Here is a 23,625-nt window from a genome sequence, read left to right on the forward strand (position 1 = left end):
CGCCCGCAGTGGCGGGGCCGGTGGCCCTCGCGGCGGTGGCGGCCACGGCGGGGGCGGTGGCCGCAGTCGCTGATTTGCGACAGGGCGCCGAGGCGTCCGGCAACGGACCGAAGCATGTACTTCGGTCCCGGGGCCCGCTGGCCGGGAGTTTGGGGCACTGCGAACGGTGACCTGCAGCCGCCTCGTCCATCGTTCGCACACAGCGATTGCATTTGGACGCGCCTCGTCACACCCCGTTTTCTCGCAGGACCTAGAGTCCACGCGATGAAAGCCAGCTTCGATCTTTCCCCACGCTGGAGCACCACGTGGTCCGGGGCCGACATCGTGGTGCGGCGCAACAGCAACGAAGTCGATCGGCTGCACACGCCGGATATCCGGCGCATCGTCTTCGTGCAGGCCACCGGTGCACAGGGATCGGCCGATCCCTCTTTGCGCTGGTCGAACTGGAGGCCGAGTTCGTGGTCTTCCCGACCGAGACCGGATTCGCCGGGCGCGTCCATTTCGAACGTCAGGCCTTCTGGGCCGCCAAGGCGTGCACCTACTGGACCAACACCGTCACCGCACGGCTGCCGGCGCATTGCCTGCGCCGCCGCGGCTTCATGCTCTCGCGGCGCAGCCCGCGCTACGGCCGCGTCCCGCGGGCCGACCTCGATGCCGTGGTGGAGCAGTGGCTCATCGAGGGGCCGTGCAGCTGGGACGAGCGCCGCTGGCAGCGCTTCGAGCGCTCGGTGCCATTCGCCCACATCGACACGCGGCGCGACACGATGCCCTCGCGCCTGCAGGAACCGCAGCAGGGCTGAGGGAGGGCCGCCGTCGGCCGCGACCGGTACGCCTCGAGAGGAGAAGGCCCGCAAGCGCGGGCCTTCTTTCTTTGTGCCGACGTTCAGGCCGTGGGCTTGGTTGCCGCCGCCTTCTTGTGCTTCTTCTTTGCCGCGGTCTTCTTCGCGACCGCCTTCTTTTCCGTCTTCGCCGGCGCGGCCGTCACCGCAGCGGATGGCGTCGCAGCAGGCGCTGCGGGTGCAGCGGGCGTCGCGGTCTGGGCCTGAGCTCCCAGGACGATCAGTGAAGCAGCGAGACCAGCAATCAGCTTGTTCATTTGGGGCAACTCCTCGAAGGGTGAATGAGCGACAGGCTCCTTCACTCAACGGTCCGCCCGGCGGCAACGGCGACGCCCGGCAGCTGCGTTCAGGCCGGCGTCAACCGTCGCAAGCCCCGCGTCAATCGAAGCGTCCGACGCGCAGCCACTTGGTCGCCACCCACTTGTCGCCCTCCAGCACCGGCGCGCCGCCGTGCAGGCTGCGGGTCGAGGGGTGCGGCCGGTCGTAGCTGAAGAACACGGCATGCCCCTTGAGTGGCGTGACCTCGAGGCCGATGTCCGGGAAGGTGGTGCCTCCGCCCCGCGTCGGGGTGTTGAGGTAGGTCACCAGCGTGGCCACCCGCTGGCCGCCGCGCTGCAAAACAGCCGGGGTGCCGGGCTGGTCGGGGTCGAAGTAGTCGTAGTGCGGCTTGTACTCGGCGCCCGGCCGGTAGTGCAGCACCTGCAGGCCCTCACCGTTCTCGACTGGCCAGTTCAGCAGCGCCGCGATGCGGGCCTCGAAGCGCGCGCACACCGGGTGCTCGCCGCGCGTGAAGAACATGCCATCGCTGGTGCGGGCGGCGTTGACCTCGCTGGCTCCGGTGGCCGTGTCGACCGTGTGCGACCGCGCCAGCCGCGCGCCCGCGAGCGCCACGATCTCGTCGCATTCCGCGTCCGACAGCAGGCCGGAGAAGACGATCACGCGCGGATCGCGCATCGCCATCACCACGCGCACCTCGCGATCGTGTGCCCACAGGGTGGCCGGCGCACCGTCGAGGAAAGGCTCGGGCACCCGCGCGGGCGGTGGCAGCACCTTCTGCCGGGTACCCGCCTCGACGATGTCGCGCAGCACGATCTCGAGCACGTCCAGCGCGGCATCCTCCTCCCAGCCGCTGGCCTTCATGGACGCCAGCAAGGCTTCGGGCGTGTGCCCGGCGCGTGCCTGGTCGGTGACCCATTCGCGCATCTCGCGGGTGATGTGGGGCACGCTGCGGGTGGGAGTTGCACTCATCGGGCAGTCGATAGCGTTGCGGAGGCGTCAGGGCAGGCGGCGACGGAACACCATCCGGTCGGGTTCGCTTGCCGAAGCATCGAAAGCATAGCCCTCGAGATCGAATCCGGCCAGCGCCCGCGGCGATCGCGCGCGGTGCAGTGCCGCGTAGCGCACCATGAGTCCGCGCGCCCGCTTGGCGTGGAAGCTGATGATCTTGTAGCGCCGCCCTTCCAATCCTGGAACACGCAGTGGACGACACGCGCGCGCAGTTCACTGCGATCGACCGCCTTGAAGTACTCCTCCGACGCGAGGTTCACGACCACCGGCGCTCGTTGCCCGGCGAGGCGCTCGTTCAGGTGCTCGGCGATGCGCGTACGCCAGAAGGCGTAGAGATCCTTGCCCAGCGGGTTGGCGAGCCGCGTCCCCATCTCGAGCCGGTAGGGCTGCAGGCGGTCCAGCGGTCGCAGTACGCCGTACAGGCCGCTCAGGATGGCCACGTGCTCCTGCACCCAGCGGACCTGGGGCCGGCTCAGTTCGTGCGCGCCCAACCCACCGTAGACGTCACCGTCGAAGGCGAACAGCGCGGGCTTGCTGTTGGCCGAGGTAGGGCGCGGACTGAAGGCGGCATAGCGGGCGACGTTGAGTGCGGCCAGCGGCTCGCTCAGGTCCATCAGCTCGGCGATGCCACGCTCGTCGTGCTGGCGCAGCAGCCCGATGAGTTCGCCGGCCGCGGCCGAGAAATGCGGCACACCGGCATCGGGCACCGGCGCGGGATGTTCGTAGTCGAGCGACTTGGCGGGTGAGATCAGGAACAGCATGACAGGCGAGGAACGGCGAAGCGCGAAGGGTAGCAGCGCGGCTGCCGCCCCGGTCGCGGTAGGCTCGCTCCATGGTTCCCGACGCGAAGCACGCCCCCTTGCCCTGCCCCTGCGGCCGCCCGGCCTATGACCGGTGCTGCGGACGCCATGTCGGGACGGCGCTGCCGGCCCCCGATGCCGAGACCCTGATGCGCTCGCGCTACAGCGCCTTCGTGCTCGACCGCCGCGAGCATCTGCTGGCGACTTGGCACGCTTCGACCCGGCCCGCGGCGATCGAGCCACCGCCACCCGGCCTGCGCTGGCTGGGCCTCGAGGTGCGGCAGCACCGGCTCACCGGCCCCGACGCGGCCGAGGTGGAGTACGTGGCCCGAAGCAAGCTCGCCGGCCGTGCCCACCGGCTGCACGAGCGCAGCCGTTTCGTCCGCGATCAGGGCCGCTGGTTCTATCTGGACGGCGAGATTGACCCGCCGGTCGCCGGCTGAGGCCGACGCCTCAGGCGAGCGCAGGCGCCGTCGAGCGGATCAGGTGGTCGAAGGCGCTCAGCGCCGCCTTCGAGCCCTCGCCGAGCGCGATCACGATCTGCTTGTAGGGCACGGTCGTCACGTCGCCAGCCGCGAACACGCCAGGCACCGAGGTCTGGCCACGGGCATCGACGATCACCTCACCGTGCCGGGACAGCTCCACCGTGCCCTTGAGCCAGTCGGTGTTGGGTAGCAGGCCGATCTGCACGAACACGCCCTCGAGCGCCAGCTGGTGAACCTCGCCGGAGGCACGATCGGTGTACGTCAGGCCATTGACCTTGTGCCCGTCGCCGGTGACTTCGGTCGTCTGCGCCTGGGTGATGACCTTCACGTTGGGCAGACTGTGCAGCTTGCGCTGCAGCACCGCATCGGCGCGCAATTCCGCGGCGAACTCGAGCAGCGTGACGTGCGCCACCACGCCGGCCAGGTCGATCGCGGCCTCGACGCCGGAATTGCCGCCGCCGATCACCGCCACGCGCTTGCCCTTGAACAGCGGGCCGTCGCAGTGCGGACAGTAGGTCACTCCCTTGGTCCGGTACTCCTGCTCGCCGGGCACGTTCATGTCGCGCCAGCGCGCGCCGGTGGCGATGATCACCGTGCTGGCCTTCAGCGCCGCGCCCCCGGCGAAGCGCACTTCGGTCAGCTCACCGGGTTTGCCGGGGATCAGCGCCTCGGCACGCTGCAGATTCATGATGTCGACATCGTAGGCCTTGACGTGCTCTTCCAGCGCGACGGCGAACTTCGGGCCGTCGGTCTCCTTGACCGAGATGAAATTCTCGATCGCCAGCGTGTCCAGCACCTGGCCGCCGAAGCGCTCGGCCGCGAGGCCGGTGCGGATGCCCTTGCGCGCCGCGTAGATGGCAGCGGCCGCGCCGGCCGGGCCGCCGCCAACGATCAGCACGTCGTAAGGCGCCTTGGCGCTGAGCTTCGCGGCCTCGCGCTTCACGGCGCCGGTGTCGAGCTTCGCGACGATCTCCTCCAGGCCCATGCGGCCCTGGCCGAAGACCTGGCCGTTGAGAAAGATCGTCGGCACGGCCATCACCTGGCGTTGTTCGACTTCGGCCTGGAACAGCGCACCGTCGATCGCCACGTGGCGGATGTTCGGGTTCAGCACCGCCATCAGGTTGAGCGCCTGCACGACGTCAGGGCAGTTCTGACAGCTCAGGGAGAAGAAGGTCTCGAACAGGTAGTCGCCTTCGAGTCCCCGGACCTGCTCGATCACCTCCGCCGCCGCCTTCGAGGGATGGCCGCCGACCTGCAGCAGCGCCAGCACCAATGACGTGAATTCATGGCCCATCGGCAGACCGGCGAACCGCAGGCCGATCCGCGCGCCGGGGCGGTTCAGCGAGAACGAGGGCTTGCGCTCGGCGTCGTCACGGCGCACCGAGAGCGTGATGCGGGCCGAGAGTTCGGCGATGTCGTTCAGCAAGGCCAGGAGCTCCTGCGACTTGTCGCCTTCGTCGACCGAGGCCACGATGTCGATCGGGTGTTCGACCTTTTCGAGATAGCTCTTCAGTTGGGTCTTGAGGGCAGCGTCCAGCATGGTGGCTCGTCCTTGGAAAATTCAGGGAAAAGGCCGTCCCGACGCCCGGGCCTCGTGCGCCCGGTCGTGCGGTCCGGCGCTCGGCCGGGGTCAGGGGTTCCGGCTCCACGGACCGGCTTCGATCGGAAGCAGTCCGCGGCGAACGCGGACCGTCAGATCTTGCCGACGAGGTCCAGCGAGGGCTTCAGCGTCTCGGCACCTTCGGTCCACTTGGCCGGGCAGACTTCACCGGGGTGCGCGGCGACGTACTGCGCGGCCTTGACCTTGCGCAGCAGCTCCGTGGCATCACGGCCGATGCCGTTGTCGTGCACTTCAATGATCTTGATCTTGCCTTCGGGGTTGATCACGAAGGTGCCGCGGTAGGCCAAGCCTTCCTCTTCGATCAGCACCTCGAAGTTTCGCGCCAGCGCCGCGGTCGGGTCACCGACGAGCGGGTACTGCACCTTGGAGATGGTGTCCGAGGTGTCGTGCCAGGCCTTGTGCGCGAAATGCGTGTCGGTGGAGATGCCGTAGATCTCGACGCCGAGCTTCTTGAATTCCGCGTAATGGTCAGCCAAGTCGCCCAGTTCGGTCGGGCAGACGAAGGTGAAGTCGGCCGGGTAGAACACGAACACGGACCACTTGCCCAGCAGGTTCTCGTTGCTGACAGGCACGAACTTGCCGTTGTGGTACGCGGTGGCCTTGAAGGGCTTGACTTCGGTGTTGATCAGGGACATCGGGAGCTTCCTTATCGGGACAGGGTTGAGTGATACCGTGCCCAAATAGTAATGCGACCCCGTTATCCACTTTATTCATAGACTAAATCAAACTCATCCGAAATTGCTATCGAACCGACCGCGGCTCAGCGCAGGTCGCCCGCCAGGCTGGCCAAGGTTTCCGGCGGGATGCCGGTGTGCGCCGGGTAATTTCGGTGGTCGCAACCCAGCTTCACGGCGGCGCCAGCCCGGATGGCCTCGATCGCGACCCGGGTGAACTCGAAGCGAAGGAAGTGCACCGAGGAGGTCTTCTCCTCGGTCTCCCGGTCCAGGTCCTCGTCGGCGATCGCATAGACGCGCTGCAGCCCTTCCGGCTCGACGAACATCCGATCCTCGATGCCGATCAGGCGCGCCAGTTCGCGCTTGCGCTCGTGCGCGTCGGGGTATTCGATCAGCATCGTCGCCTTCCAGTTGCCGCCGTCCGGCACGAGCGGCGCATAGGCGTCGATCTCGGCCTGGATGCCCGCCTCGTCGAAGATCTTCTCGATGTGCAGCATCTCCTGGATTTGACGGCGGACGGTGCGCTCGTCCTCGAACTGCACGCTGAGGTGCTCGCCGAGCCGCACGGTGCGCAGACGCCGGTGCGCGATCGACTCGGGCTTGCCGGTCTGGCGGACCTTGGCATAGGCCTCGAGCGACATCAGGCTGTCTCTGGGAATGGTCGTCATGGCGATCTGTCCTCGCTGCGTGGGGTCACAGCCCGTAGGCGGTTCGCACCAGGCTGAGCGGATGCAGGAGCCTGGCGGCCGGGAACCCGCCCGCTCCATGCCCTGCGCGATGTGGTGCCCGGCCAGCTGGCAGTCGGAGCTGATGTAGTCCGGTTCGTCCTTGGCCATGCTCTTGAAGACCGGCCGCCCGATCTTCATCGCGATCGGGTGGTAGGGGGTCTTCACGCCATACGTGCCCGCATGGCCCGAGCACCGCTCGACCGTGTTGAGCTGCACGGACACCGTCTGGCCGATCAGCTTGAACATCTCCTCGGTCTTCCGACCGATGTTCTGCACGCGGCCGTGGCAAGGGATGTGATAACTGACCTTGCCGAGCGCCTGCTTGAAGTCGGTCTTCAACAGGCCGTCGCGGTGCCGGGCGATCAGGTACTCGAAGGGATCGAACATCGCCTCCTTGACGAGCTGCGTGTCCGCGCACGCGGGGAACATCAGCGGCAGCTCCTGCTTGAACATCAGCGTGCAGCTGGGAATGGCACTGAGGATCGCGTAGCCCTCCTTCGCATACCTTGCGAGCACCGGCATGTTCGCGGCCTTGTGCGCCGCCACGGCGTCGAGGTCGCCGAGCTCCAGCTTGGGCATGCCGCAGCACTTCTCCTTCTCGACCAGCACATAGGGAATGTCGTTGTGCTCGAGCAGCTTGATCAGGTCGTGACCGATGCCGGGTTCGTTGTAGTTCACGTAGCAAGTGGAGAAGATCGCCACCTTGCCCGGCGTGCGTTCCCCGTTCGTGACCACGGTGGCACGGCCCTGCCGACTCGCGGACCAGCGGAAGCGGTTGCTCGCGAGTTCCGGCAACCAGGCGTCGGGATGCACCTGCAGCGCCGAGTCGAGCAGCTTGCGCATTGGCCGGGTCTTGTTCAGCGCGTTGGCCACCTGGACCACCACCGGGATGCCGGCGAACTGGCCGTGCACGTCTGTCGAGGCAAGCAGCTTCTCGCCAGCGCCGACACCGCCCTTCTTGAACTTGATCGCCTTCGCCCGCAGCATCGTGTGCGGGAAATCCAGGCGCCAGGGGTGCGGCGGCACGTAGGGACATTTGGTCATGTAGCAGAGGTCGCACAGGTAGCACTGATCGACGACCTTCGCGTAATCCTGCTTCGGGATGCCGTGCACCTCGCCGTCGTCGGTCGCATCGACCAGATCGAACAGGCTCGGAAAAGCCTGACACAGGCTCACGCAACGGCGGCAGCCGTGGCAGATGTCGAAGATGCGCTCGAGCTCCTTCTCGCAGGCCGCCTCGTCGTAGTACTCGGGGTTCGTCCAGTCGATCGCGTGCCGGGTAGGGGCTTCGAGATTGCCCTCGCGTGTGCTCATCCGGGGTTCTCCTGTGGACCAAGGGCTTCCTGCGCGGGAAGGAACGGCGACTCGCGAGCGCAAGGCATGCACACGGGCGCCGAGCGGGGCACGGCGCTCCGCTCGACGCTCGCTGCGGCGGCGACGCTACGCGCCACCGCCGTCTGCTCAATCGACCAGGCGTCCAGCGCCTTCTGGTAGCGGTTCGCGTGGGAGCGCTCGGCCTTCGCCAGGGTCTCGAACCAGTCGGCGACCTCGTCGAAGCCTTCGTCGCGCGCCTGCTTCGCCATCCCCGGGTACATGTCGGTGTACTCGTGCGTCTCGCCGGCGACGGCGGCCATCAGGTTCTGGCGGCTCGACCCGATCGGCAGGCCGGTGGCCGGGTCGCCGACAGCCTCGAGGAACTCGAGGTGGCCATGCGCGTGGCCGGTCTCGCCTTCGGCGGTGGAGCGGAACAGCGCCGCCACGTCGTTCTGGCCCTCGATGTCGGCCTTGTTCGCGAAGTAAAGGTAGCGACGGTTCGCCTGCGATTCCCCGGCGAACGCGTCCTTCAGGTTCTGCTCGGTCTTGGAGCCCTTCAGTTGCATGTCGATCTCCTTGTCGTGCGTGTGCGATGGTGACCACGGAGCCTGGAGGGCCCAGTGCGCGTCGACGGTAGAGGAGACCGGAGGCAACGTCCAATAGCGCGCGTCAATGCAGAGAATTGTGCGGGTTTACCTGAGGGCCCGTGCCCCGTTTACCTCTGAGTTGACGCGTCGCTCCGCAGCGACGGCCCCGAAACAGGAATCCGCCACGCTGAGCGACAATCCACGCTATGAAACGCACCGAAGCCCAGGCGCCGACCATTCAGGTGATGGAGCGCATGTTCTCGCTGCTCAACGTTCTGGCGGCGCACCCGGATCCGGTCTCGCTGAAACACATCAGCGAACAGACCGGATTGCACCCCTCCACGGCCCATCGCATCCTCAACGATCTCGCGATCGGTCGCTTCGTCGACCGGCCCGAGGCGGGCAGCTACCGGTTGGGCATGCGCCTTCTCGAACTCGGCAACTTGGTCAAGGCACGGCTGGACGTCCGGGAGGCTGCGATCGCGCCGATGCGCGAGCTTCACAAGCTCACGCACCAACCCGTGAATCTTTCGATGCGTCAGGGCGACGAGATCGTCTACATCGAGCGGACCTACAGCGAGCGCTCCGGCATGCAGGTCGTTCGCGCCGTCGGCGGCCGCGCCCCGCTGCACCTGACCTCCGTGGGCAAGCTGTTCCTCGCGCACGACGACGCCCAGCGAGTCCGGGCCTATGCCGCCCGTACGGGGCTCGCCGGCCACACGCGCAACAGCATCACCGAGTTACCGGCTCTGGAGCGCGAACTGGCGAAGGTGCTGCAATACGGCAGCGCCCGCGACAACGAGGAACTGGAACTGGGCGTGCGCTGCATGGCAGCCGGCATCTTCGACGACCAGGACAAGCTGATCGCCGGACTGTCGATCTCGGCCCCCGCCGATCGCCTGGAAGACAGCTGGATGGAGCGGCTGAAGGCCACTGCCGCCCAGATTTCGGCGGCCCTCGGCCACCACGCCAAACCCTGAAAGGCTGATCGCCGGGGTCTGCCCGGGCGGATGCCCGGCGCTCGCCGGTGCGTCCCGCCGCAGCGCGTCAGGAGGTCGTCTTCGGCCCTTCGGCCCGCGGAACTTCCGGCGTCACGGCAGGCGGCGGGCTTGCCTCGATCCAATGGCGCACGCGCTCGGCGTCGCCCTGCCGCGAGTACTTGCCGGCTGAATCGAGGAAGACCATGATCAGCTTGCGTCCCGCCAGTTGCGCCTGCATGACCAGGCAGCGACCCGCCTCGGAGATGTAGCCGGTCTTCTGCAACCCGATGTCCCAGGCTGGATTGCGCACCAGGCCGTTGGTATTGCGGTACTGGAGCGTGCGGCGCCCGACCGCCACGCTGTATTCCTGCGAGGTCGACAGCTCGCGGATCAGCGGATGCTGGTAGGCCGCCGATACCAGCGCCGCCAAGTCGCGCGCGCTCGATTGATTGCGGCTCGACAGTCCCGTGGGCTCGACATAGCGCGTGTCGGTCATGCCGAGCAGGCTGGCGCGCGCGTTCATCGCCGAGACGAAAGCCACCAAGCCGCCCGGGTAATGCCGGCCCAGCGCATGGGCCGCACGGTTCTCCGACGACATCAGGCCAGATGCAGCATCTCGCCACGCGTCAGCTGGGTACCGACGGCCAGTCGCGACCCGCTGCCCTTCTCGGTGTCCACGTCGTCCTGGCTGATCGTGAGCATCTCGTCGAGCGACTGCCCGGCTTCGACGACGACCACCGAGGTCATCAGCTTCGTCAACGACGCGATCGGCAACACGGCCTGGGCGTTCTTGTCGATCAGCACCTCGTGGGTGTCCTGATCCATCACGAGCGCCACGCTCGAACGCAGATCGAGCGGGTCATCGGTGGCACGCAGACCGCTGAGCTCACCGAAAGAGGGGCGTGCCACCACCGTACGGACCGACTTGCGCGTCGCGGCACGAATGCTCTTTACCTTGGCCTTCGACTTGGCACTCGCCTTGCTGGCGCTGCTCTGACGTTTGGTGGCGGCATCGGCGCCCGTGCTCAGTCCGAAGGACAGCATGGCAAACAGGGCCAACAGAGCCACACGCCAACGAAACACAGGCAACGAAATCAACACGGGCACTCCCTCCGACACGCGCACGAGTCTAGGATAAAGAAAAAAAGCGCGCAAGATCAAAAGCTTACGCGCCCTTCCTCCATTCCACGTGAAGAATGCCTCCCGTTACCCCTGGGCGGCGACGCGCTCGTTCTTGCTGTGCAGCTTGTTCAGGGCCGACAGGTAGGCCTTGGCCGAGGCCACCACGATGTCCGGGTCCGCCCCCACGCCATTCACCACCCGTCCGCCATGCTGCAGCCGCACAGTCACCTCGCCCTGGGATTCTGTGCTGCCCGAGGTGATGGCATTGACCGAATAGAGCAGCATTTCTGCGCCGCTTTTCAGCTTCGACTCGATGGCCTTGAGACTCGCGTCGACCGGCCCGTTGCCTTCGCTCTCGGCGTGGAACTCGGTCTCTCCGACCGCGAAAGCCACCTTCGCATGCGGACGCTCCCCAGTCGCCGATTGCTGCTCCAGCGAGAGCAGCCGGTACGTCTCCTGCTCGTGGGTCACGCTCTCATCGCCGACCAGCGCGATGATGTCTTCGTCGAAGATGTCGCTCTTGCGATCGGCCAGATCCTTGAAGCGCGCAAAGGCCGCGTTGACGTCGGTCTCGGACTCGAGCTCGATTCCGAGCTCCTGCAGGCGCTGCTTGAAGGCGTTGCGGCCGCTGAGCTTGCCGAGCACGATCTTGTTGGCACTCCAGCCCACGTCCTCGGCGCGCATGATTTCGTAGGTGTCACGCGCCTTCAGGACGCCGTCCTGGTGGATACCGGAGGCGTGCGCGAAGGCATTTGCGCCGACGACCGCCTTGTTCGGCTGCACGATGAAGCCAGTCTCTGCGACACCAGCCGCGAAGCCGGCACGATCTGCGTGGTATCGACGCCCACTTCGAGCCCGAAATGGTCGCGCCGCGTGCGAACCGCCATCACGACTTCCTCGAGCGAGCAGTTGCCTGCGCGCTCGCCGAGCCCATTGATCGTGCATTCGATCTGGCGGGCACCCCCGATCTTCACGCCAGCCAGCGAGTTCGCCACCGCCATACCGAGGTCGTTGTGGCAGTGAACCGACCAGACCGCCTTGTCCGAATTCGGCACCCGCTCCCGCAAGGTCCTGATGAAATTGCCGTACAGCTCGGGGATGCCGTATCCGACGGTGTCGGGCACGTTGATGGTGGTCGCGCCCTCGTTGATCACGGCCTCGATCACACGGCACAGGAAGTCCGGGTCGGACCGGTAGCCATCCTCCGGCGAAAACTCGATGTCCTCGCACAGGTTGCGGGCGAAGCGAATCGACAGCCTGGCCTGCTCCAGCACCTGCTCGCGCGTCATCCGCAACTTCTTCTCCATGTGCAGTTCACTGGTCGCGATGAAGGTGTGGATGCGAGAACGCGCAGCGCTCTTCAGCGCCTCGGCCGCCCGCGCGATGTCGCGGTCATTGGCGCGCGCCAGCGAGCACACGGTCGATTCCTTGATCACGTCGGCAATCGCCCGGACCGCCTCGAAGTCGCCGTTGCTCGACGCCGCGAAACCCGCCTCGATCACGTCGACCCGCAACCGCTCCAGCTGGCGCGCAATGCGCAGCTTCTCATCCTTGGTCATGGAGGCGCCGGGCGACTGTTCGCCGTCGCGCAAAGTGGTGTCGAAGATGATGAGCTTGTCGGCCATGGAAGTCTCCAGCGAAGATACGAAGGTCGAGGACTAAACAAAACGGCCCGCGAGCAGGAAGCGCGCGGGCCGTGGATGCAGAAACGACGGGACGTGTGCAATCAGCGCGCGCAGGGCACTCCTAGCAGTAGCAGCAGCGAAAAGCGGGCGCGAAACGTCATGAGCACAATATAGCACGCGCCTGATCACGGCACGCGCCGCAGTGGCTATCAGCGGTGCAGCCCCTCTTCATCGGGCTCGTGAGTGGACGTGGCGATGACGCTGACAGGCCTGCCCTTGGTCTTGCGCCACACGTAGACCGCGTAACCTGAGAAGCCGTAGCAGACGAACAGACTGAACAGCACGAGCGGCGGGTGAAGGTTGATCACTGCGATGAAGAGCGCGATCGCGACGATCACGATGAACGGGACCGTGCGCTTGAAGCTCACGTCCTTGAAGCTGTAGAACGGCACGTTCGTGACCATCGTCAGTCCGGCGTAGAGCGTGAACGCGAACGCCATCCAGGACAACCAGTCGATGCTGCCGGCCCCCTTGAACCCCGCGTCGTCCATCAGCCAGATGAACCCGACCACCAGCGCTGCGGCGGCCGGACTCGGCAGCCCCTGGAAGAAGCGCTTGTCGACGACACCGATGTTGGTATTGAAGCGGGCCAGCCGGAGCGCAGCCCCGGCGCAGTAGACGAACGCCGCCACCCAGCCGAGCTTGCCCAGCCCCCGCAGCGCCCACTCATAGACGATCAACGCCGGCGCAGCGCCGAAGGACACCATGTCCGACAGGCTGTCCATCTGTTCGCCGAAGGCGCTCTGGGTGTTGGTCATGCGCGCGACGCGACCGTCGAGGCTGTCGAGCACCATCGCGCAGAACACGCCGATCGCCGCCTGCTCGAAGCGGTCGTTCATGGCCATCACGATCGCGTAGAACCCGCCGAACAAAGCCGCAAGAGTGAAGAGATTGGGCAGGATGTAGATGCCCTTGCGGCGAGGCCGGCGCGGCGCCTCGTCGTCGACATCTTCGAGCGCGTCCGGCGTTTTCGGATCCTGCGTGCCGTCGTGCATGCTCATGCTCGGCCAGTCCGTGGCAACGAATCCAGACCCCTCGGCGCACCATGAAGATCGATCATGGGCGGGAGGATACCGCAGCACCCGTCGCAAGAAGGGCCGCGCACCCTTCAGTGTCGCGGCCCTAGACGGAGCGTGGAGCGGAAGGTCGCGATCAGTTGCGGCTCTTGTCCACCAGCTTGTTCGCCTTGATCCACGGCATCATCGCGCGCAGCTTCTCGCCCACCACCTCGATGTCGTGCTCTGCGGTCAGGCGGCGACGCGACAGCAGCGTCGGCGCACCGGCACGGTTCTCGAGGATGAAGCTCTTGGCGTACTCGCCGGTCTGGATGTCCTTGAGGCACTGGCGCATCGCCGCCTTGGTGTCCTCGGTCACGACCCTCGGCCCGGTCACGTACTCGCCGTACTCGGCATTGTTCGAGATCGAGTAGTTCATGTTGGCGATGCCGCCTTCATAGATCAGGTCGACGATCAGCTTGAGTTCGTGAAGGCATTCGAAGTAGGCCATCTCGGGCGCGTAGCCGGCTTCCACCAGTGTCTCGAAGCCGGCCTTGATCAGCTCCACGGTGCCGCCGCACAGCACGGCTTGCTCGCCGAACAGGTCGGTCTCGGTCTCCTCGCGGAAATTGGTCTCGATGATGCCGGCCTTGCCGCCGCCATTGGCTGCCGCATAGCTCAGAGCCAGGTCGCGCGCCTTGCCGGTCTTGTCGGCATGGACGGCGATCAGGTGCGGCACGCCGCCGCCCTGGGTGTAGGTGTTGCGCACCGTGTGGCCGGGGGCCTTCGGGGCAACCATCCACACGTCGAGGTCTTCGCGCGGCACGACCTGGCCGTAGTGGACGTTGAAGCCGTGCGCGAAGGCCAGCGAGGCGCCCTGCTTGATGTTCGGCGCGACCTCGGCGCTGTAGACCGAGGCGATCTGCTCGTCGGGCAGCAGGATCATCACGACGTCGGCGCTCTTGACCGCATCAGCGACCTCGGCCACCTTCAGCCCGGCCTTCTCGACCTTGTTCCACGATGCGCCGCCGCGACGCAGGCCGACGGTGACCTTGACGCCGCTGTCGTTCAGGTTCTGGGCATGCGCATGGCCTTGCGAGCCGTAGCCGATGATCGCCACGCTCTTGCCCTTGATGAGGCTGAGGTCGGCGTCCTTGTCGTAATAGACCTTCATGGGGTTCTCTCCTGTCGAAATTCAGTAATGGAACGGGGTTCAGACGCGCAGGATGCGCTCGCCGCGACCGATCCCGCTGGTGCCGGTGCGCACGGTTTCCAGAATCGCGGTGCGGTCCACCGCCTCGATGAACGCGTCGAGCTTGGGCGCATCGCCGGTGAGCTCGATCGTGTAGGTCTTTTCGGTGACGTCGACGATGCGGCCCCGGAAGATGTCGGCCATGCGCTTCATCTCGTCGCGCTCCTTGCCGACGGCGCGCACCTTGATGAGCATCAGTTCGCGCTCGGTGTACTGACCCTCGGTCAGGTCGACCACCTTCACCACCTCGATGAGCCGGTTGAGGTGCTTCGTGATCTGCTCTATCACGTCCTCGCTACCGGTGGTGGTGATGGTCATGCGCGACAGCGACGGATCCTCGGTGGCCGCAACGGTCAGGCTCTCGATGTTGTAGCCGCGCGCCGAAAACAGCGCCACGACGCGCGACAGGGCGCCCGGCTCGTTCTCGAGCAACAGGGCAATGATGTGTTTCATGGGTAGATCGTCCTTCGCGCTCTTCAGGACTGCGGCGGTAACCGCAGCCCTTGGCCACGCGCTTCGATGAATGAGTAGTGGTTCAGACCGCGGTCGCTGCACTCGCTGCGCTCCTGGCGACGGACCGGCAAGCCCGCCGCCCTCGCGCCGCGCGTGCCCCGGCCTTACAGGTCTTCCGAGCCCAGCAGCATCTCCGAGATGCCCTTTCCGGCCTGGACCATCGGCCAGACGTTCTCGGTCGGGTCGGTACGGATGTCGAGAAAGACCGTGCGGTCCTTCAGCCGGATCGCCTCGCGCAGCGCGGGTTCCACCTCGCTCGGTTTCTCGATCTTCAGTCCGACGTGACCGTAGGCTTCGGCCAGCTTCACGAAATCGGGCAAGGCCTCCATGTAGCTGTGCGAATAGCGGCCGCCGTAATCGAGCTCCTGCCACTGCCGCACCATGCCCAGATAGCGGTTGTTCAACGAGATCACCTTGACCGGCGTCTTGTACTGCAGGCAGGTCGACAGCTCCTGGATGCACATCTGGATCGAGCCTTCGCCGGTGATGCAGAAGACATCGGAGTCCGGCTTCGCGAGCTTGATGCCCATGGCGTACGGCAGGCCCACCCCCATCGTGCCCAGGCCACCCGAGTTGATCCAGCGCCGCGGCTCGTCGAAGCGGTAGTACTGCGCCGCCCACATCTGGTGCTGTCCGACATCGGAGGTGATGTAGGTGTCGCGCTCGCGGGTCAACTCCCAGAGCTTCTCGACCACGAACTGCGGCTTGATGACCTCGTCGGAGTTCTTGTACTTCAGGCACTCGCGACCGCGCCATTCGGCGATCTGCTTCCACCAGGCCGACAGGGCCTGCGAATCCGGCTTCGCCTGCGCTTCCTTGATCTGCGAGATCAGTTCTTGCAGCACTTCCTTCACGTCGCCGACGATCGGAATGTCGACCTTCACGCGCTTGGAGATGCTCGACGGATCGATGTCGACGTGCACGATCTTGCGCTCCACCGAAGCGAAATGCTTCGGGTTGCCGATCACCCGGTCGTCGAAACGCGCGCCCACGGCCAGCAGGACGTCACAGTTCTGCATCGTCATGTTGGCTTCGTAGGTGCCGTGCATGCCCAACATGCCCAGGAAGCGCGGGTCGGTCGACGGGAAGGCGCCCAAGCCCATCAGCGTGTTGGTGCACGGATAGCCGAGCAGGTCGACCAGCTGGCGCAGTTGCGCCGAGGCATTGCCGAGGATCACGCCGCCGCCGGTGTAGATATAAGGCCGCTTTGCCTGCAGCAGCAACTGCACGGCCTTGCGGATCTGCCCGCTGTGGCCCTTCTTCGCCGGACTGTACGAGCGCATCTCGACCACGGCAGGGTACTGGAAGGGCGCGGTCTTCAGCGACACGTCCTTCGGCACGTCGACCACCACCGGGCCAGGACGGCCGGTGCGGGCGATGTGGAAGGCCTTCTTCATGGTGAGCGCCAGCTCGCGCACGTCCTTCACAAGGAAGTTGTGCTTGACGATCGGCCGGGTGATGCCGACGGTGTCGCACTCCTGGAAGGCGTCGAGGCCGATCGCTGGCGTCGGCACCTGCCCGGTGATGATCACCATCGGAATCGAGTCCATGTAGGCAGTGGCAATGCCGGTGATGGCATTCGTCACGCCCGGACCCGAGGTCACCAGCGCAACGCCCACGTCGCCGGTCGCGCGCGCATAGCCGTCGGCCGCATGGATGGCCGCCTGCTCATGGCGTACGAGCACGTGCTCTATGGTCTCCTGTTTGTACAGCGCGTCGTAGATGTACAGCACGGCGCCGCCCGGGTAGCCCCAAAGGTACTTGACACCTTCGGCCTGCAGGCAGCGAACGAGAATTTCCGAACCGTTGGGCTCGGCAGCTTGGGTGGGGTGCGGTTGGGCCGTGGCGGCCCGCTTGATTTCCGCGGCAGACATGTCCATTTCGAACCTTTGTGAATTTCTCTGACGAAAAACCATCGGTGCCCCTCTTCGCACCCTGGTGGGGTGGATGTGGGGCCTGCGCGGTCTGGCAAAGCCACCCGGGTCGGATGGTGTTGAAGACCAATGAGCGTTTTGCGAGCGCACATTATGGCATCCGCCCGGCACCAGCCCGGCGCAGGCTGCTGCATCGAGGTGCGGTGACATAATCCGCGGCCTCCCCAAAGCCACGGCAGACAGGCCGCGCCTCTTGGCTTCCGACAAAGAACTCAGCGACTTCCTCAAGAGCGTCGAAAAGCGCGCCTTCAAGCGGGCCGTTTATGCCGTTCGCGACGACGATGCTGCGCTCGACATCGTGCAGGACTCGATGATCCGCCTGGCCGAGAAATATGCCGACCGGCCGCCGGCCGAGTTGCCGCTGCTGTTCCAGCGCATCCTGTCGAACGCCATGATGGACTGGTTTCGCCGGCAGAAGGTGCGCAATGCCGTCGTGCGCAATTTCTCGGATTTCGAGCCAGCGGACGCCGACGGCGACTTCGATCTGCTCGAGACTCTGGCGGCCGCCGGTGGTGCTACCACGGTCGAAACGGCGGCCGACGGCGTGTCGCGGGCCCAGATCCTGCTCGCGATCGAGACCGAAGTCGCGCGGTTGCCGGGGCGTCAACGGGAGGCCTTCCTGCTGCGTTACTGGGAGGAACTCGATGTCGCCGAGACCGCTCAATCGATGGGCTGCTCGGAGGGCAGCGTCAAGACCCATTGCTCCCGGGCAGTGCACAGCTTGGCGCAGGCCTTGAAGGCCAGAGGGGTGCTGCCATGAATCATTTCAACGTCGTCACGGGACCAACCCGGCTGGATCACCAGTCGCTCGAAGACCGCTTTGCGCTGCGTGTGGCGGCGGCTCTCAGCACGCACGTCGACAGTCTGCCCGGCGACGTGACGGAGCGCCTTCGTTTCGCGCGCGAGCAAGCGCTGGCGCGTGCCAGACAGGCTGCGACACGCACCGCCCCGAGCACCGCTCGGCTCGGCGGAGGCGTGTTGGCCTGGGGTGGAGAGCCCGGCTGGGGCTGGCGCCTCGCGACGTTGGCGCCGTTGTTCGCGCTGGTGGCCGGCCTGGTGCTGATCCAGATCCAGCACGACGACGACCAGATCAGCGCCGCGGCCGAGGTCGATGCCGCCCTGCTGGCCGACGACCTGCCGCCGGCAGCTTACACCGATGCCGGCTTCGCCGAGTTCCTGCGCCTGCCCGGATCGGTGGGCAGCAACTGAGGATGACGGGTTTCGTGTCCCTGCGGCGGGTCGCTGCGCGGCATCCGGCGTTTGCCCGGGTCGCGGCCGGTGCGTTGCTGAGCATGCTGCTGGCGCTGGCTGCGCCACTCGCCAGTGCCGCGGGTGCTGATGCCGGTGGCCCCGGCTGGAACAGCCTCGGCCCGGCGCAACGCGAGGCACTGGCACCGCTCCAGAGCGAATGGTCATCGATCGACCCCCAGCGCAAGCAGAAATGGCTGGAGCTGGCGTCGCGCTTCGATCGCATGTCGCCCGACGAGCGCAGCCGCGTTCAGCGACGCATGTCCGACTGGGTCAATCTCAGCGCCAAGCAACGCACCGAGGCGCGCATGAACTACCAGGGTGCAAAGGACCTGAGCCCGCAGGAACGCCAGCGCCGCTGGGAGGCCTACCAGTCCCTGCCTGAAAGCCAGCGGCGCGACCTCGCCGCCCGCGCCAAGACCGGCGCCGGCAAGGTCAATGCGCGACCCATCCCGCCAGCCGCCGAGACCAAGGTCAACACCGTCCCGAACCCGCTGCTGGAGGCCCGCAAGCCGCGCGCAGTGACACCGGGGCTGACGCAGGCCAAGCCTGGGGCCACGACCAACCTGATGTCGACGCGCCCCGCGCCCCCTCTGCACCAGCAGACTGGCCTGCCGAAGGTCGCGGCGACCCCAGAGTTCGTCGACTCGACGACGCTGCTGCCGCGCCGCGGCCCTCAGGGCGCAGCGACCGAGCCGCGCCGCAAGCCCTGACACGTGCCGACCCCGAACGCGCAAGCCGGCCTCGCGCCGCCGCCCGGGGCACTGGCACCGCCACTGCGTCGCCGGCTGGCGTGCTTCCTCTACGAGGGTGTGCTGCTGTTCGGCGTGGTGTTCGTCTGTGCGCTGATCTATTCCGTGCTCACCGATCAGCGCCATGCGATGGTCGGACGCCTTGGCCTGTTGCTGACCGCCTTCGTGCTGGCGCCCGGCGTTTACTTCACGTGGTACTGGTCGGGAAGCGGCCAGACGCTACCGATGCAGACCTGGCGCATCCACCTGCAGACGGCCGACGGCCGGCGGCTCACGCGCGCACGCGCTTTGGGGCGTTATCTCACCGCCTGGATATGGTTCCTGCCGGCCCTGGCCCTGGCTTGGCTGGCCGGCTGGCATGACAGCGGCGCGCACCTGGCCGCGGTGCTCGCGACCGGGGTCGCGCTCTATGCCCTGTCATCGAAGCTGCATCCGCAGCGCCAGTTCTGGCACGACGCGCTGTGCGGCACGCGGCTCGTCGACACGCGCGGCACCCCCCTGCCCGCGCCTGAGTTTCGCAGCGGCGCCATACGCCGCAGTTACCATCGCGCGCCATGAGCAACCCCTACAAAGGCCGCACCGGCCTGGACCGCGTGATCCGTGCGGCTGGCTACTCGATGGACGGGCTGCAGATCGCCTACCGCGGCGAGAGCGCGTTCCGGCAGGAAGTCTGGGCGGCCGTGCTGCTGGTGCCCACAGCCTTCTGGCTGGGCGGCAGCTGGATCGAGGTCTCTCTGCTGGTCGGCTCGGTGCTGTTGGTGTTGATCGTCGAGCTGCTCAATTCGGGCATCGAAGCGGCGATCGACCGCGTCAGCTACGAGCTCCACGACCTGTCCAAGCGCGCGAAGGACCTCGCCAGTGCCGCCGTGCTGCTGTCGCTGCTGCTGTGCATGGGCATCTGGGTGGCTGCGCTCTGGCATCGTTTCGGCAGCTGACGCGGCGCGAACCATGACGAAGCGCTTCACGCTGTGTGTGTACTGCGGCTCGCGCCTTGGCGACGATCCGGCCCATGCCCACGCGGCCCGGGCCGTTGGCCGGGAGATCGCGCAACGCGGCTGGCAGCTGGTCTACGGTGGCGGCAACGTCGGGCTGATGGGCATCGTCGCCGACGCCGCGCTGGCGGGCGGCGCCCCGGTGATCGGCGTGATCCCGCGGTCGCTGATGGAGCGCGAGGTCGGACACTCCGGCCTCAGCGAACTGCACGTGGTCGAGACCATGCATCAGCGCAAGCAAGGCATGGCCGAACAGGCCGACGCTTTCCTGGCGCTGCCCGGCGGCATCGGCACCTTCGAGGAGTTGTTCGAGGTGTGGACCTGGCGGCAGCTCGGCTACCACGACCAGCCGATCGGGCTGCTCAATGTCGGCGGCTACTACAACGCTCTGGTCGCGTTCATGCAGCAGACGGTAGACGCCGGCTTCGTCTCGGATGGCACGCGCGCGATGCTGGAGATCGGTGACGAGCCGTCAGCCCTGCTCGATCGGCTCGCGGCCCAAGCCGCGCTAAGCGGCGGCCGCGACGACTACAGCCGAACCTGAGCTTCCGTTCGGTCAGACCGCCGCTTCGTCCGTTTCGCCGGTGCGGATGCGAACGACCTGCTCGACCGAGCTGACGAAGATCTTGCCGTCACCGATCTTGCCGGTCTTGGCCGCCTTGACGATGGCTTCCAGGCAACGATCGACGTCGACGTCCTTCACCACCACCTCGAGCTTCACCTTCGGCAGGAAGTCGACCACGTACTCGGCACCACGGTACAGCTCGGTGTGGCCCTTTTGGCGGCCGAAGCCCTTGACCTCGGTCACGGTCAGACCGGACACACCCACCTCGGCAAGCGCCTCGCGCACTTCCTCGAGCTTGAAGGGCTTGATGACGGCGGTGATCTGTTTCATGGCGCGCTCCGGTGAAAGGTGACTGACCAGAATTTAAGCACGGAATTTCGAGGTGATGGGATAGCGCCAGTCCTTGCCGAACGAGCGGTGCGTGATGCGAATCCCCACCGGTGCCTGCCGTCGCTTGTACTCGTTGATCTTGATCAGCCGCGTCACGCGCTCCACATCGGTGCGTGCGTAACCCGCAGCGACGATCTCCTCGACGCCCTGATCGTCTTCCATGTAGCGCGCCAGGATCGCGTCGAGCACGTCGTAGGGCGGCAGGCTGTCCTGGTCGGTCTGGTCCGGCCGCAGTTCCGCAGACGGTGGCCGCGTGATGATGCGTTCGGGTATCACCGGCGCGGCACCCTGCGCATTGCGCCAGGCCGCGAGGCGGTAGACCAGGGTCTTGGCCACGTCCTTGATCACCGCGAAGCCGCCCGCCATGTCGCCGTAGAGCGTGCAGTAGCCGGTCGCCATCTCGCTCTTGTTGCCGGTGGTCAGCACGATGCGACCCGACTTGTTCGACAGGGCCATCAGCAGCGTGCCACGGATGCGCGCCTGGATGTTCTCCTCGGTCGCATCCTCGGCCAGGCCGGCGAACTCCAGCGCCAGGGCTGACTTGAAGGACTCGAACATCGGCACGATCGAGATCTCGTCGTACTGCACGCCCAGGCGTCGCGCCATGTCGCGAGCGTCAATCCACGAGATGTCCGCGGTATACGGCGAAGGCATCATCACCGCCCTCACCCGATCGGCCCCCAAGGCATCGACCGCGACCGCCAGCACCAGCGCCGAATCGATGCCGCCGCTCAGGCCGATGATGGCGCCGGGGAAGCCGTTCTTGCCGAGATAGTCGCGCACGCCGGTCACCAGTGCTGCCCACGCCTGCGATTCCAGCGAAGGCGCCGGCGCCAGCGGGCCGCTGACGGCGCCGTCGGCGTTCACCTGAACCGCAAGCACCTCCTCCACGAAGCTGGCGGCGCGCGCCCGCACAGCGCCCTGTGCGTCGACTGCGAACGAGGCCCCGTCGAACACCACCTCGTCCTGTCCGCCGACCAGGTGTGAGTACAGCAATGGCAGGCCGCTCTCCACGGCGCGCCGCGCCATGCGTTCCTCGCGCTCCTCGGCCTTGCCGAGGTGGAAGGGCGAGGCATTGATCACCGCCAGCACCTGGGCGCCCGCCGCCTTCGCCGCCGCCGCCGGCTCGTCGAACCAGGCGTCCTCGCAGATCAGCAGCCCGACGCGCAACCCGCCTGTCTCCACCACCAGCGGGCCGAAGCCGGCATCGCGGCCCGACACGAAGTAGCGGCGCTCGTCGAACACCTGGTAGTTGGGCAGTTCCCGCTTCGCATAGGTGGCCATGACACGCCCGCCGGCCAGCACCGACGCCGCATTGACCCGCCGCTGCACCGCCAGCGAGCGCGTGCGAAGATCGCCGAGTGCATCGATGGCCTGCGGGTGGCCGACCACCACCTGCAGGTCCGGCAGATCGGCCAGCGACGCCGCGCAAGCGGCCAGCGCTTCGTCGCAGGCACGCATGAAGGCCGGTCGCAGCAGCAGGTCTTCCGGCGGATAACCGGTCAGCGACAGTTCCGGCGTAATCACCAGTCGCGCGCCCTGTGCGTAGGCCTGGCGGGACCACTGGGCGATGCGTTGCGCGTTGCCTGCGAGGTCGCCGACGGTGGCGTTGAACTGGACGAGGGCGATCGAGGCAGACACGGTGGCAGGCATGGATCAGGAAGAAGACGCGTTGTCGATCGATGGTACCCGCGACCCCGAGGCGTGGGCGGTCCAGGTGCACGCCGATCCGGCCCTCATCGACGCCCAGGCCTGGGACGCGCTGGTCGACGCCAGCCCGGCGCCGACGCCCTTCATGCGCCATGCCTATCTGTGCGCGCTTCACGCGTCGGCCAGCGCCGTTTCGGGTACCGGGTGGGCACCGCAGTTCCTGGTGATCGAGCGTGACGAGGTGCTGGTGGCGGCCTGCCCGCTCTACCTCAAGAACCACTCCTACGGCGAGTACGTGTTCGACTGGGCCTGGGCGCAGGCCTATGAGGAGGCCGGACTGCGCTACTACCCGAAGCTGCTGTCGGCGGTGCCGTTCACCCCGGTGCCAGGCTCGCGCCTGCTGGCACGCGACCCGGCCGCGCGCAGCGTGCTGCTGCGCGCGATGGAGAGCTTCGCCCGACAACACGGCCTGTCATCGGCGCACGTGCTCTTTCTGGACGAGGCCGACCGCAGCGCCGCTGAGGCGGCCGGCTGGATGCTGCGCAGCACGGTGCAATTCCACTGGACCAACCGGGCTCCCGCGGCCTATGCCGACTTCGCCGATTTCCTCGCCAGCCTGCAGCGCGACAAGCGCAAGAAGATCCAGCAGGAGCGCCGCTACGTGCGCGAGGCCGGCGTCGAGTTCGAAACCCGCGTCGGCACGCAGATCCGGGCCGCCGACTGGGACTTCTTCTACCGCTGCTATCGCAACACCTACCGTGAGCACCGCTCGACGCCCTACCTGACGCGCGACTTCTTCGCCCACATGGCCGAGTCCCTGCCGCAGCACTGGCTGCTGTTCACCGCCCGGCGCGAGGGTGAGCCGATCGCCGCATCGCTGATCGCCCTCGACCCCGAACGCGGCCACGCCTATGGCCGCTACTGGGGCGCGCTCGCTCCGGTGAGTTGCCTGCACTTCGAGGCCTGCTACTACCAGCCGCTGCAGTGGTGCATCGAGAACGGCTACCGTCGCTTCGAGGGCGGCGCGCAGGGCGAGCACAAGATGGCTCGCGGGCTGATGCCGGTGCGCACGCATTCCGCGCACTGGCTCAGCGATGCGCGCTTTGCCGATGCCGTGGCGCGCTATCTGGCGCGCGAAGGCGCCGGCATCGAGGCCTACGTCGACGAGCTCGACGAGCGCAACCCATTCAAGCGATAGGGCCTCTTGCGCGA

General features: G+C 66.8%; 21 protein-coding genes and 5 pseudogenes. 10 read left to right on the forward strand and 16 right to left on the reverse strand.

The window, feature by feature from the left end:
- Positions 1–458: 458 nt before the first annotated feature.
- Positions 459–800, forward strand: coding sequence for a hypothetical protein (locus x551_RS04380; RefSeq protein WP_036231252.1), 342 nt, complete (start codon positions 459–461; stop codon positions 798–800).
- 83 nt (positions 801–883) lie between these two features.
- On the opposite strand, the gene x551_RS04385 is transcribed toward x551_RS04380, so the two are convergent.
- The 3 genes and pseudogenes from x551_RS04385 to yaaA form a co-directional block, all read right to left on the reverse strand.
- The gene (locus x551_RS04385; RefSeq protein WP_036231255.1) at positions 884–1,096 is read right to left on the reverse strand and encodes a hypothetical protein; all 213 of its coding nucleotides are present in this window, start codon (positions 1,094–1,096) and stop codon (positions 884–886) included.
- 121 nt (positions 1,097–1,217) lie between these two features.
- Complete coding sequence (locus x551_RS04390) at positions 1,218–2,087, reverse strand: 2OG-Fe(II) oxygenase (RefSeq protein ID WP_036231258.1); 870 nt, start codon at positions 2,085–2,087, stop codon at positions 1,218–1,220.
- 27 nt (positions 2,088–2,114) lie between these two features.
- A pseudogene (gene yaaA, locus x551_RS04395) lies at positions 2,115–2,887 on the reverse strand (peroxide stress protein YaaA).
- Between the two features lie 71 nt (positions 2,888–2,958).
- Between yaaA and x551_RS04400 the strand changes: the two are divergent.
- Complete coding sequence (locus x551_RS04400; protein WP_036231261.1) at positions 2,959–3,369, forward strand: YchJ family metal-binding protein; 411 nt, start codon at positions 2,959–2,961, stop codon at positions 3,367–3,369.
- Between the two features lie 10 nt (positions 3,370–3,379).
- Here x551_RS04400 and ahpF read toward each other — a convergent pair whose 3' ends face one another.
- From ahpF to x551_RS04425, 5 genes and pseudogenes are all read right to left on the reverse strand, one after another.
- Entirely contained in the window at positions 3,380–4,951 is a 1,572-nt protein-coding gene (gene ahpF, locus x551_RS04405) for an alkyl hydroperoxide reductase subunit F (RefSeq protein ID WP_036231263.1), read from the reverse strand.
- A gap of 152 nt (positions 4,952–5,103) precedes the next feature.
- Positions 5,104–5,667, reverse strand: a complete 564-nt coding sequence (gene ahpC, locus x551_RS04410) for an alkyl hydroperoxide reductase subunit C (RefSeq protein ID WP_011829688.1) — start codon at positions 5,665–5,667, stop codon at positions 5,104–5,106.
- A gap of 125 nt (positions 5,668–5,792) precedes the next feature.
- Positions 5,793–6,374, reverse strand: a complete 582-nt coding sequence (locus x551_RS24985) for a DUF3501 family protein (RefSeq protein WP_011829689.1) — start codon at positions 6,372–6,374, stop codon at positions 5,793–5,795.
- 25 nt (positions 6,375–6,399) lie between these two features.
- A pseudogene (locus x551_RS04420) lies at positions 6,400–7,748 on the reverse strand (heterodisulfide reductase-related iron-sulfur binding cluster).
- A 158-nt stretch (positions 7,749–7,906) separates the two neighbouring features.
- Positions 7,907–8,314, reverse strand: a pseudogene (locus x551_RS04425) (rubrerythrin family protein); the annotation flags it as partial.
- Positions 8,315–8,541: 227 nt separating this feature from the next.
- On the opposite strand from x551_RS04425, the gene x551_RS04430 reads away from it, so the two are divergent.
- The gene (locus x551_RS04430; RefSeq protein ID WP_011829692.1) at positions 8,542–9,315 is read left to right on the forward strand and encodes an IclR family transcriptional regulator; all 774 of its coding nucleotides are present in this window, start codon (positions 8,542–8,544) and stop codon (positions 9,313–9,315) included.
- A 67-nt stretch (positions 9,316–9,382) separates the two neighbouring features.
- On the opposite strand, the pseudogene pbpG reads toward x551_RS04430, so the two are convergent.
- The 6 genes and pseudogenes from pbpG to x551_RS04460 all read right to left on the reverse strand — a co-directional run bounded on the left by pbpG (position 9,383) and on the right by x551_RS04460 (position 16,762).
- Positions 9,383–10,359: pseudogene (pbpG, locus tag x551_RS04435) on the reverse strand (D-alanyl-D-alanine endopeptidase).
- Between the two features lie 162 nt (positions 10,360–10,521).
- Positions 10,522–12,062 (reverse strand): annotated as a pseudogene (locus tag x551_RS04440) (2-isopropylmalate synthase).
- Between the two features lie 209 nt (positions 12,063–12,271).
- Positions 12,272–13,117, reverse strand: coding sequence for a CDP-diacylglycerol--serine O-phosphatidyltransferase (gene pssA, locus x551_RS04445; protein ID WP_036231304.1), 846 nt, complete (start codon positions 13,115–13,117; stop codon positions 12,272–12,274).
- A 157-nt stretch (positions 13,118–13,274) separates the two neighbouring features.
- Positions 13,275–14,291, reverse strand: coding sequence for a ketol-acid reductoisomerase (gene ilvC / locus x551_RS04450; protein WP_011829696.1), 1,017 nt, complete (start codon positions 14,289–14,291; stop codon positions 13,275–13,277).
- Between the two features lie 39 nt (positions 14,292–14,330).
- Positions 14,331–14,822 carry an acetolactate synthase small subunit gene (ilvN, locus tag x551_RS04455; protein WP_011829697.1) on the reverse strand — a complete coding sequence of 164 codons (492 nt, stop codon included), beginning with the start codon at positions 14,820–14,822 and terminating at the stop codon, positions 14,331–14,333.
- Positions 14,823–14,986: 164 nt separating this feature from the next.
- Entirely contained in the window at positions 14,987–16,762 is a 1,776-nt protein-coding gene (locus x551_RS04460; protein ID WP_036231285.1) for an acetolactate synthase 3 catalytic subunit, read from the reverse strand.
- Positions 16,763–17,009: 247 nt separating this feature from the next.
- Here x551_RS04460 and x551_RS04465 point away from each other — a divergent pair, with 247 nt between their 5' ends.
- The 6 genes from x551_RS04465 to x551_RS04490 are packed head-to-tail and all read left to right on the forward strand — an operon-like array spanning position 17,010 to position 20,352.
- Complete coding sequence (locus x551_RS04465; protein ID WP_036231287.1) at positions 17,010–17,576, forward strand: RNA polymerase sigma factor; 567 nt, start codon at positions 17,010–17,012, stop codon at positions 17,574–17,576.
- The gene (locus tag x551_RS04470) at positions 17,573–18,025 is read left to right on the forward strand and encodes a DUF3619 family protein (protein ID WP_051495631.1); all 453 of its coding nucleotides are present in this window, start codon (positions 17,573–17,575) and stop codon (positions 18,023–18,025) included. Before x551_RS04465 ends, x551_RS04470 begins: the two co-directional genes overlap by 4 nt.
- A gap of 14 nt (positions 18,026–18,039) precedes the next feature.
- Positions 18,040–18,777 carry a DUF3106 domain-containing protein gene (locus x551_RS04475; RefSeq protein ID WP_161727958.1) on the forward strand — a complete coding sequence of 246 codons (738 nt, stop codon included), beginning with the start codon at positions 18,040–18,042 and terminating at the stop codon, positions 18,775–18,777.
- 3 nt (positions 18,778–18,780) lie between these two features.
- Complete coding sequence (locus x551_RS04480) at positions 18,781–19,374, forward strand: RDD family protein (RefSeq protein WP_051495633.1); 594 nt, start codon at positions 18,781–18,783, stop codon at positions 19,372–19,374.
- Complete coding sequence (locus x551_RS04485; RefSeq protein WP_036231290.1) at positions 19,371–19,751, forward strand: diacylglycerol kinase; 381 nt, start codon at positions 19,371–19,373, stop codon at positions 19,749–19,751. The genes x551_RS04480 and x551_RS04485 overlap by 4 nt, the downstream gene beginning before the upstream one ends.
- A gap of 13 nt (positions 19,752–19,764) precedes the next feature.
- Positions 19,765–20,352 carry a TIGR00730 family Rossman fold protein gene (locus x551_RS04490; protein ID WP_036231292.1) on the forward strand — a complete coding sequence of 196 codons (588 nt, stop codon included), beginning with the start codon at positions 19,765–19,767 and terminating at the stop codon, positions 20,350–20,352.
- 12 nt (positions 20,353–20,364) lie between these two features.
- Here the strand turns inward: x551_RS04490 and x551_RS04495 are convergent, their stop codons facing one another.
- Both x551_RS04495 and x551_RS04500 read right to left on the reverse strand, forming a co-directional pair.
- Positions 20,365–20,703 carry a P-II family nitrogen regulator gene (locus tag x551_RS04495; RefSeq protein WP_011829705.1) on the reverse strand — a complete coding sequence of 113 codons (339 nt, stop codon included), beginning with the start codon at positions 20,701–20,703 and terminating at the stop codon, positions 20,365–20,367.
- A 33-nt stretch (positions 20,704–20,736) separates the two neighbouring features.
- The gene (locus x551_RS04500) at positions 20,737–22,416 is read right to left on the reverse strand and encodes an NAD+ synthase (protein ID WP_173402794.1); all 1,680 of its coding nucleotides are present in this window, start codon (positions 22,414–22,416) and stop codon (positions 20,737–20,739) included.
- Between x551_RS04500 and x551_RS04505 the strand changes: the two genes are divergently transcribed.
- Positions 22,415–23,611 carry a GNAT family N-acetyltransferase gene (locus tag x551_RS04505; protein WP_051495634.1) on the forward strand — a complete coding sequence of 399 codons (1,197 nt, stop codon included), beginning with the start codon at positions 22,415–22,417 and terminating at the stop codon, positions 23,609–23,611. The two genes, x551_RS04500 and x551_RS04505, sit on opposite strands and share 2 nt — an antisense overlap.
- Positions 23,612–23,625: the final 14 nt, after the last annotated feature.

It is taken from the genome of Methylibium sp. T29, from assembly GCF_000576205.1.
GTDB classification, from domain to species: domain Bacteria; phylum Pseudomonadota; class Gammaproteobacteria; order Burkholderiales; family Burkholderiaceae_C; genus Methylibium; species Methylibium petroleiphilum.

What these genes read in the sequence shown, in the direction of transcription:
- x551_RS04460 (WP_036231285.1), bottom strand. Translation starts at nt 16,762, where the DNA reads ATGGACATGTCTGCCGCGGAAATCAAGCGGGCCGCCACGGCCCAACCG.
- x551_RS04390 (WP_036231258.1), bottom strand. Translation starts at nt 2,087, where the DNA reads ATGAGTGCAACTCCCACCCGCAGCGTGCCCCACATCACCCGCGAGATG.
- ahpC (WP_011829688.1), bottom strand. Translation starts at nt 5,667, where the DNA reads ATGTCCCTGATCAACACCGAAGTCAAGCCCTTCAAGGCCACCGCGTAC.
- x551_RS04385 (WP_036231255.1), bottom strand. Translation starts at nt 1,096, where the DNA reads ATGAACAAGCTGATTGCTGGTCTCGCTGCTTCACTGATCGTCCTGGGA.
- ilvC (WP_011829696.1), bottom strand. Translation starts at nt 14,291, where the DNA reads ATGAAGGTCTATTACGACAAGGACGCCGACCTCAGCCTCATCAAGGGC.
- pssA (WP_036231304.1), bottom strand. Translation starts at nt 13,117, where the DNA reads ATGCACGACGGCACGCAGGATCCGAAAACGCCGGACGCGCTCGAAGAT.
- x551_RS04400 (WP_036231261.1), top strand. Translation starts at nt 2,959, where the DNA reads ATGGTTCCCGACGCGAAGCACGCCCCCTTGCCCTGCCCCTGCGGCCGC.
- x551_RS04485 (WP_036231290.1), top strand. Translation starts at nt 19,371, where the DNA reads ATGAGCAACCCCTACAAAGGCCGCACCGGCCTGGACCGCGTGATCCGT.
- x551_RS24985 (WP_011829689.1), bottom strand. Translation starts at nt 6,374, where the DNA reads ATGACGACCATTCCCAGAGACAGCCTGATGTCGCTCGAGGCCTATGCC.
- ahpF (WP_036231263.1), bottom strand. Translation starts at nt 4,951, where the DNA reads ATGCTGGACGCTGCCCTCAAGACCCAACTGAAGAGCTATCTCGAAAAG.
- x551_RS04490 (WP_036231292.1), top strand. Translation starts at nt 19,765, where the DNA reads ATGACGAAGCGCTTCACGCTGTGTGTGTACTGCGGCTCGCGCCTTGGC.
- x551_RS04430 (WP_011829692.1), top strand. Translation starts at nt 8,542, where the DNA reads ATGAAACGCACCGAAGCCCAGGCGCCGACCATTCAGGTGATGGAGCGC.
- x551_RS04500 (WP_173402794.1), bottom strand. Translation starts at nt 22,416, where the DNA reads ATGCCTGCCACCGTGTCTGCCTCGATCGCCCTCGTCCAGTTCAACGCC.
- x551_RS04505 (WP_051495634.1), top strand. Translation starts at nt 22,415, where the DNA reads ATGGATCAGGAAGAAGACGCGTTGTCGATCGATGGTACCCGCGACCCC.
- x551_RS04495 (WP_011829705.1), bottom strand. Translation starts at nt 20,703, where the DNA reads ATGAAACAGATCACCGCCGTCATCAAGCCCTTCAAGCTCGAGGAAGTG.
- ilvN (WP_011829697.1), bottom strand. Translation starts at nt 14,822, where the DNA reads ATGAAACACATCATTGCCCTGTTGCTCGAGAACGAGCCGGGCGCCCTG.
- x551_RS04470 (WP_051495631.1), top strand. Translation starts at nt 17,573, where the DNA reads ATGAATCATTTCAACGTCGTCACGGGACCAACCCGGCTGGATCACCAG.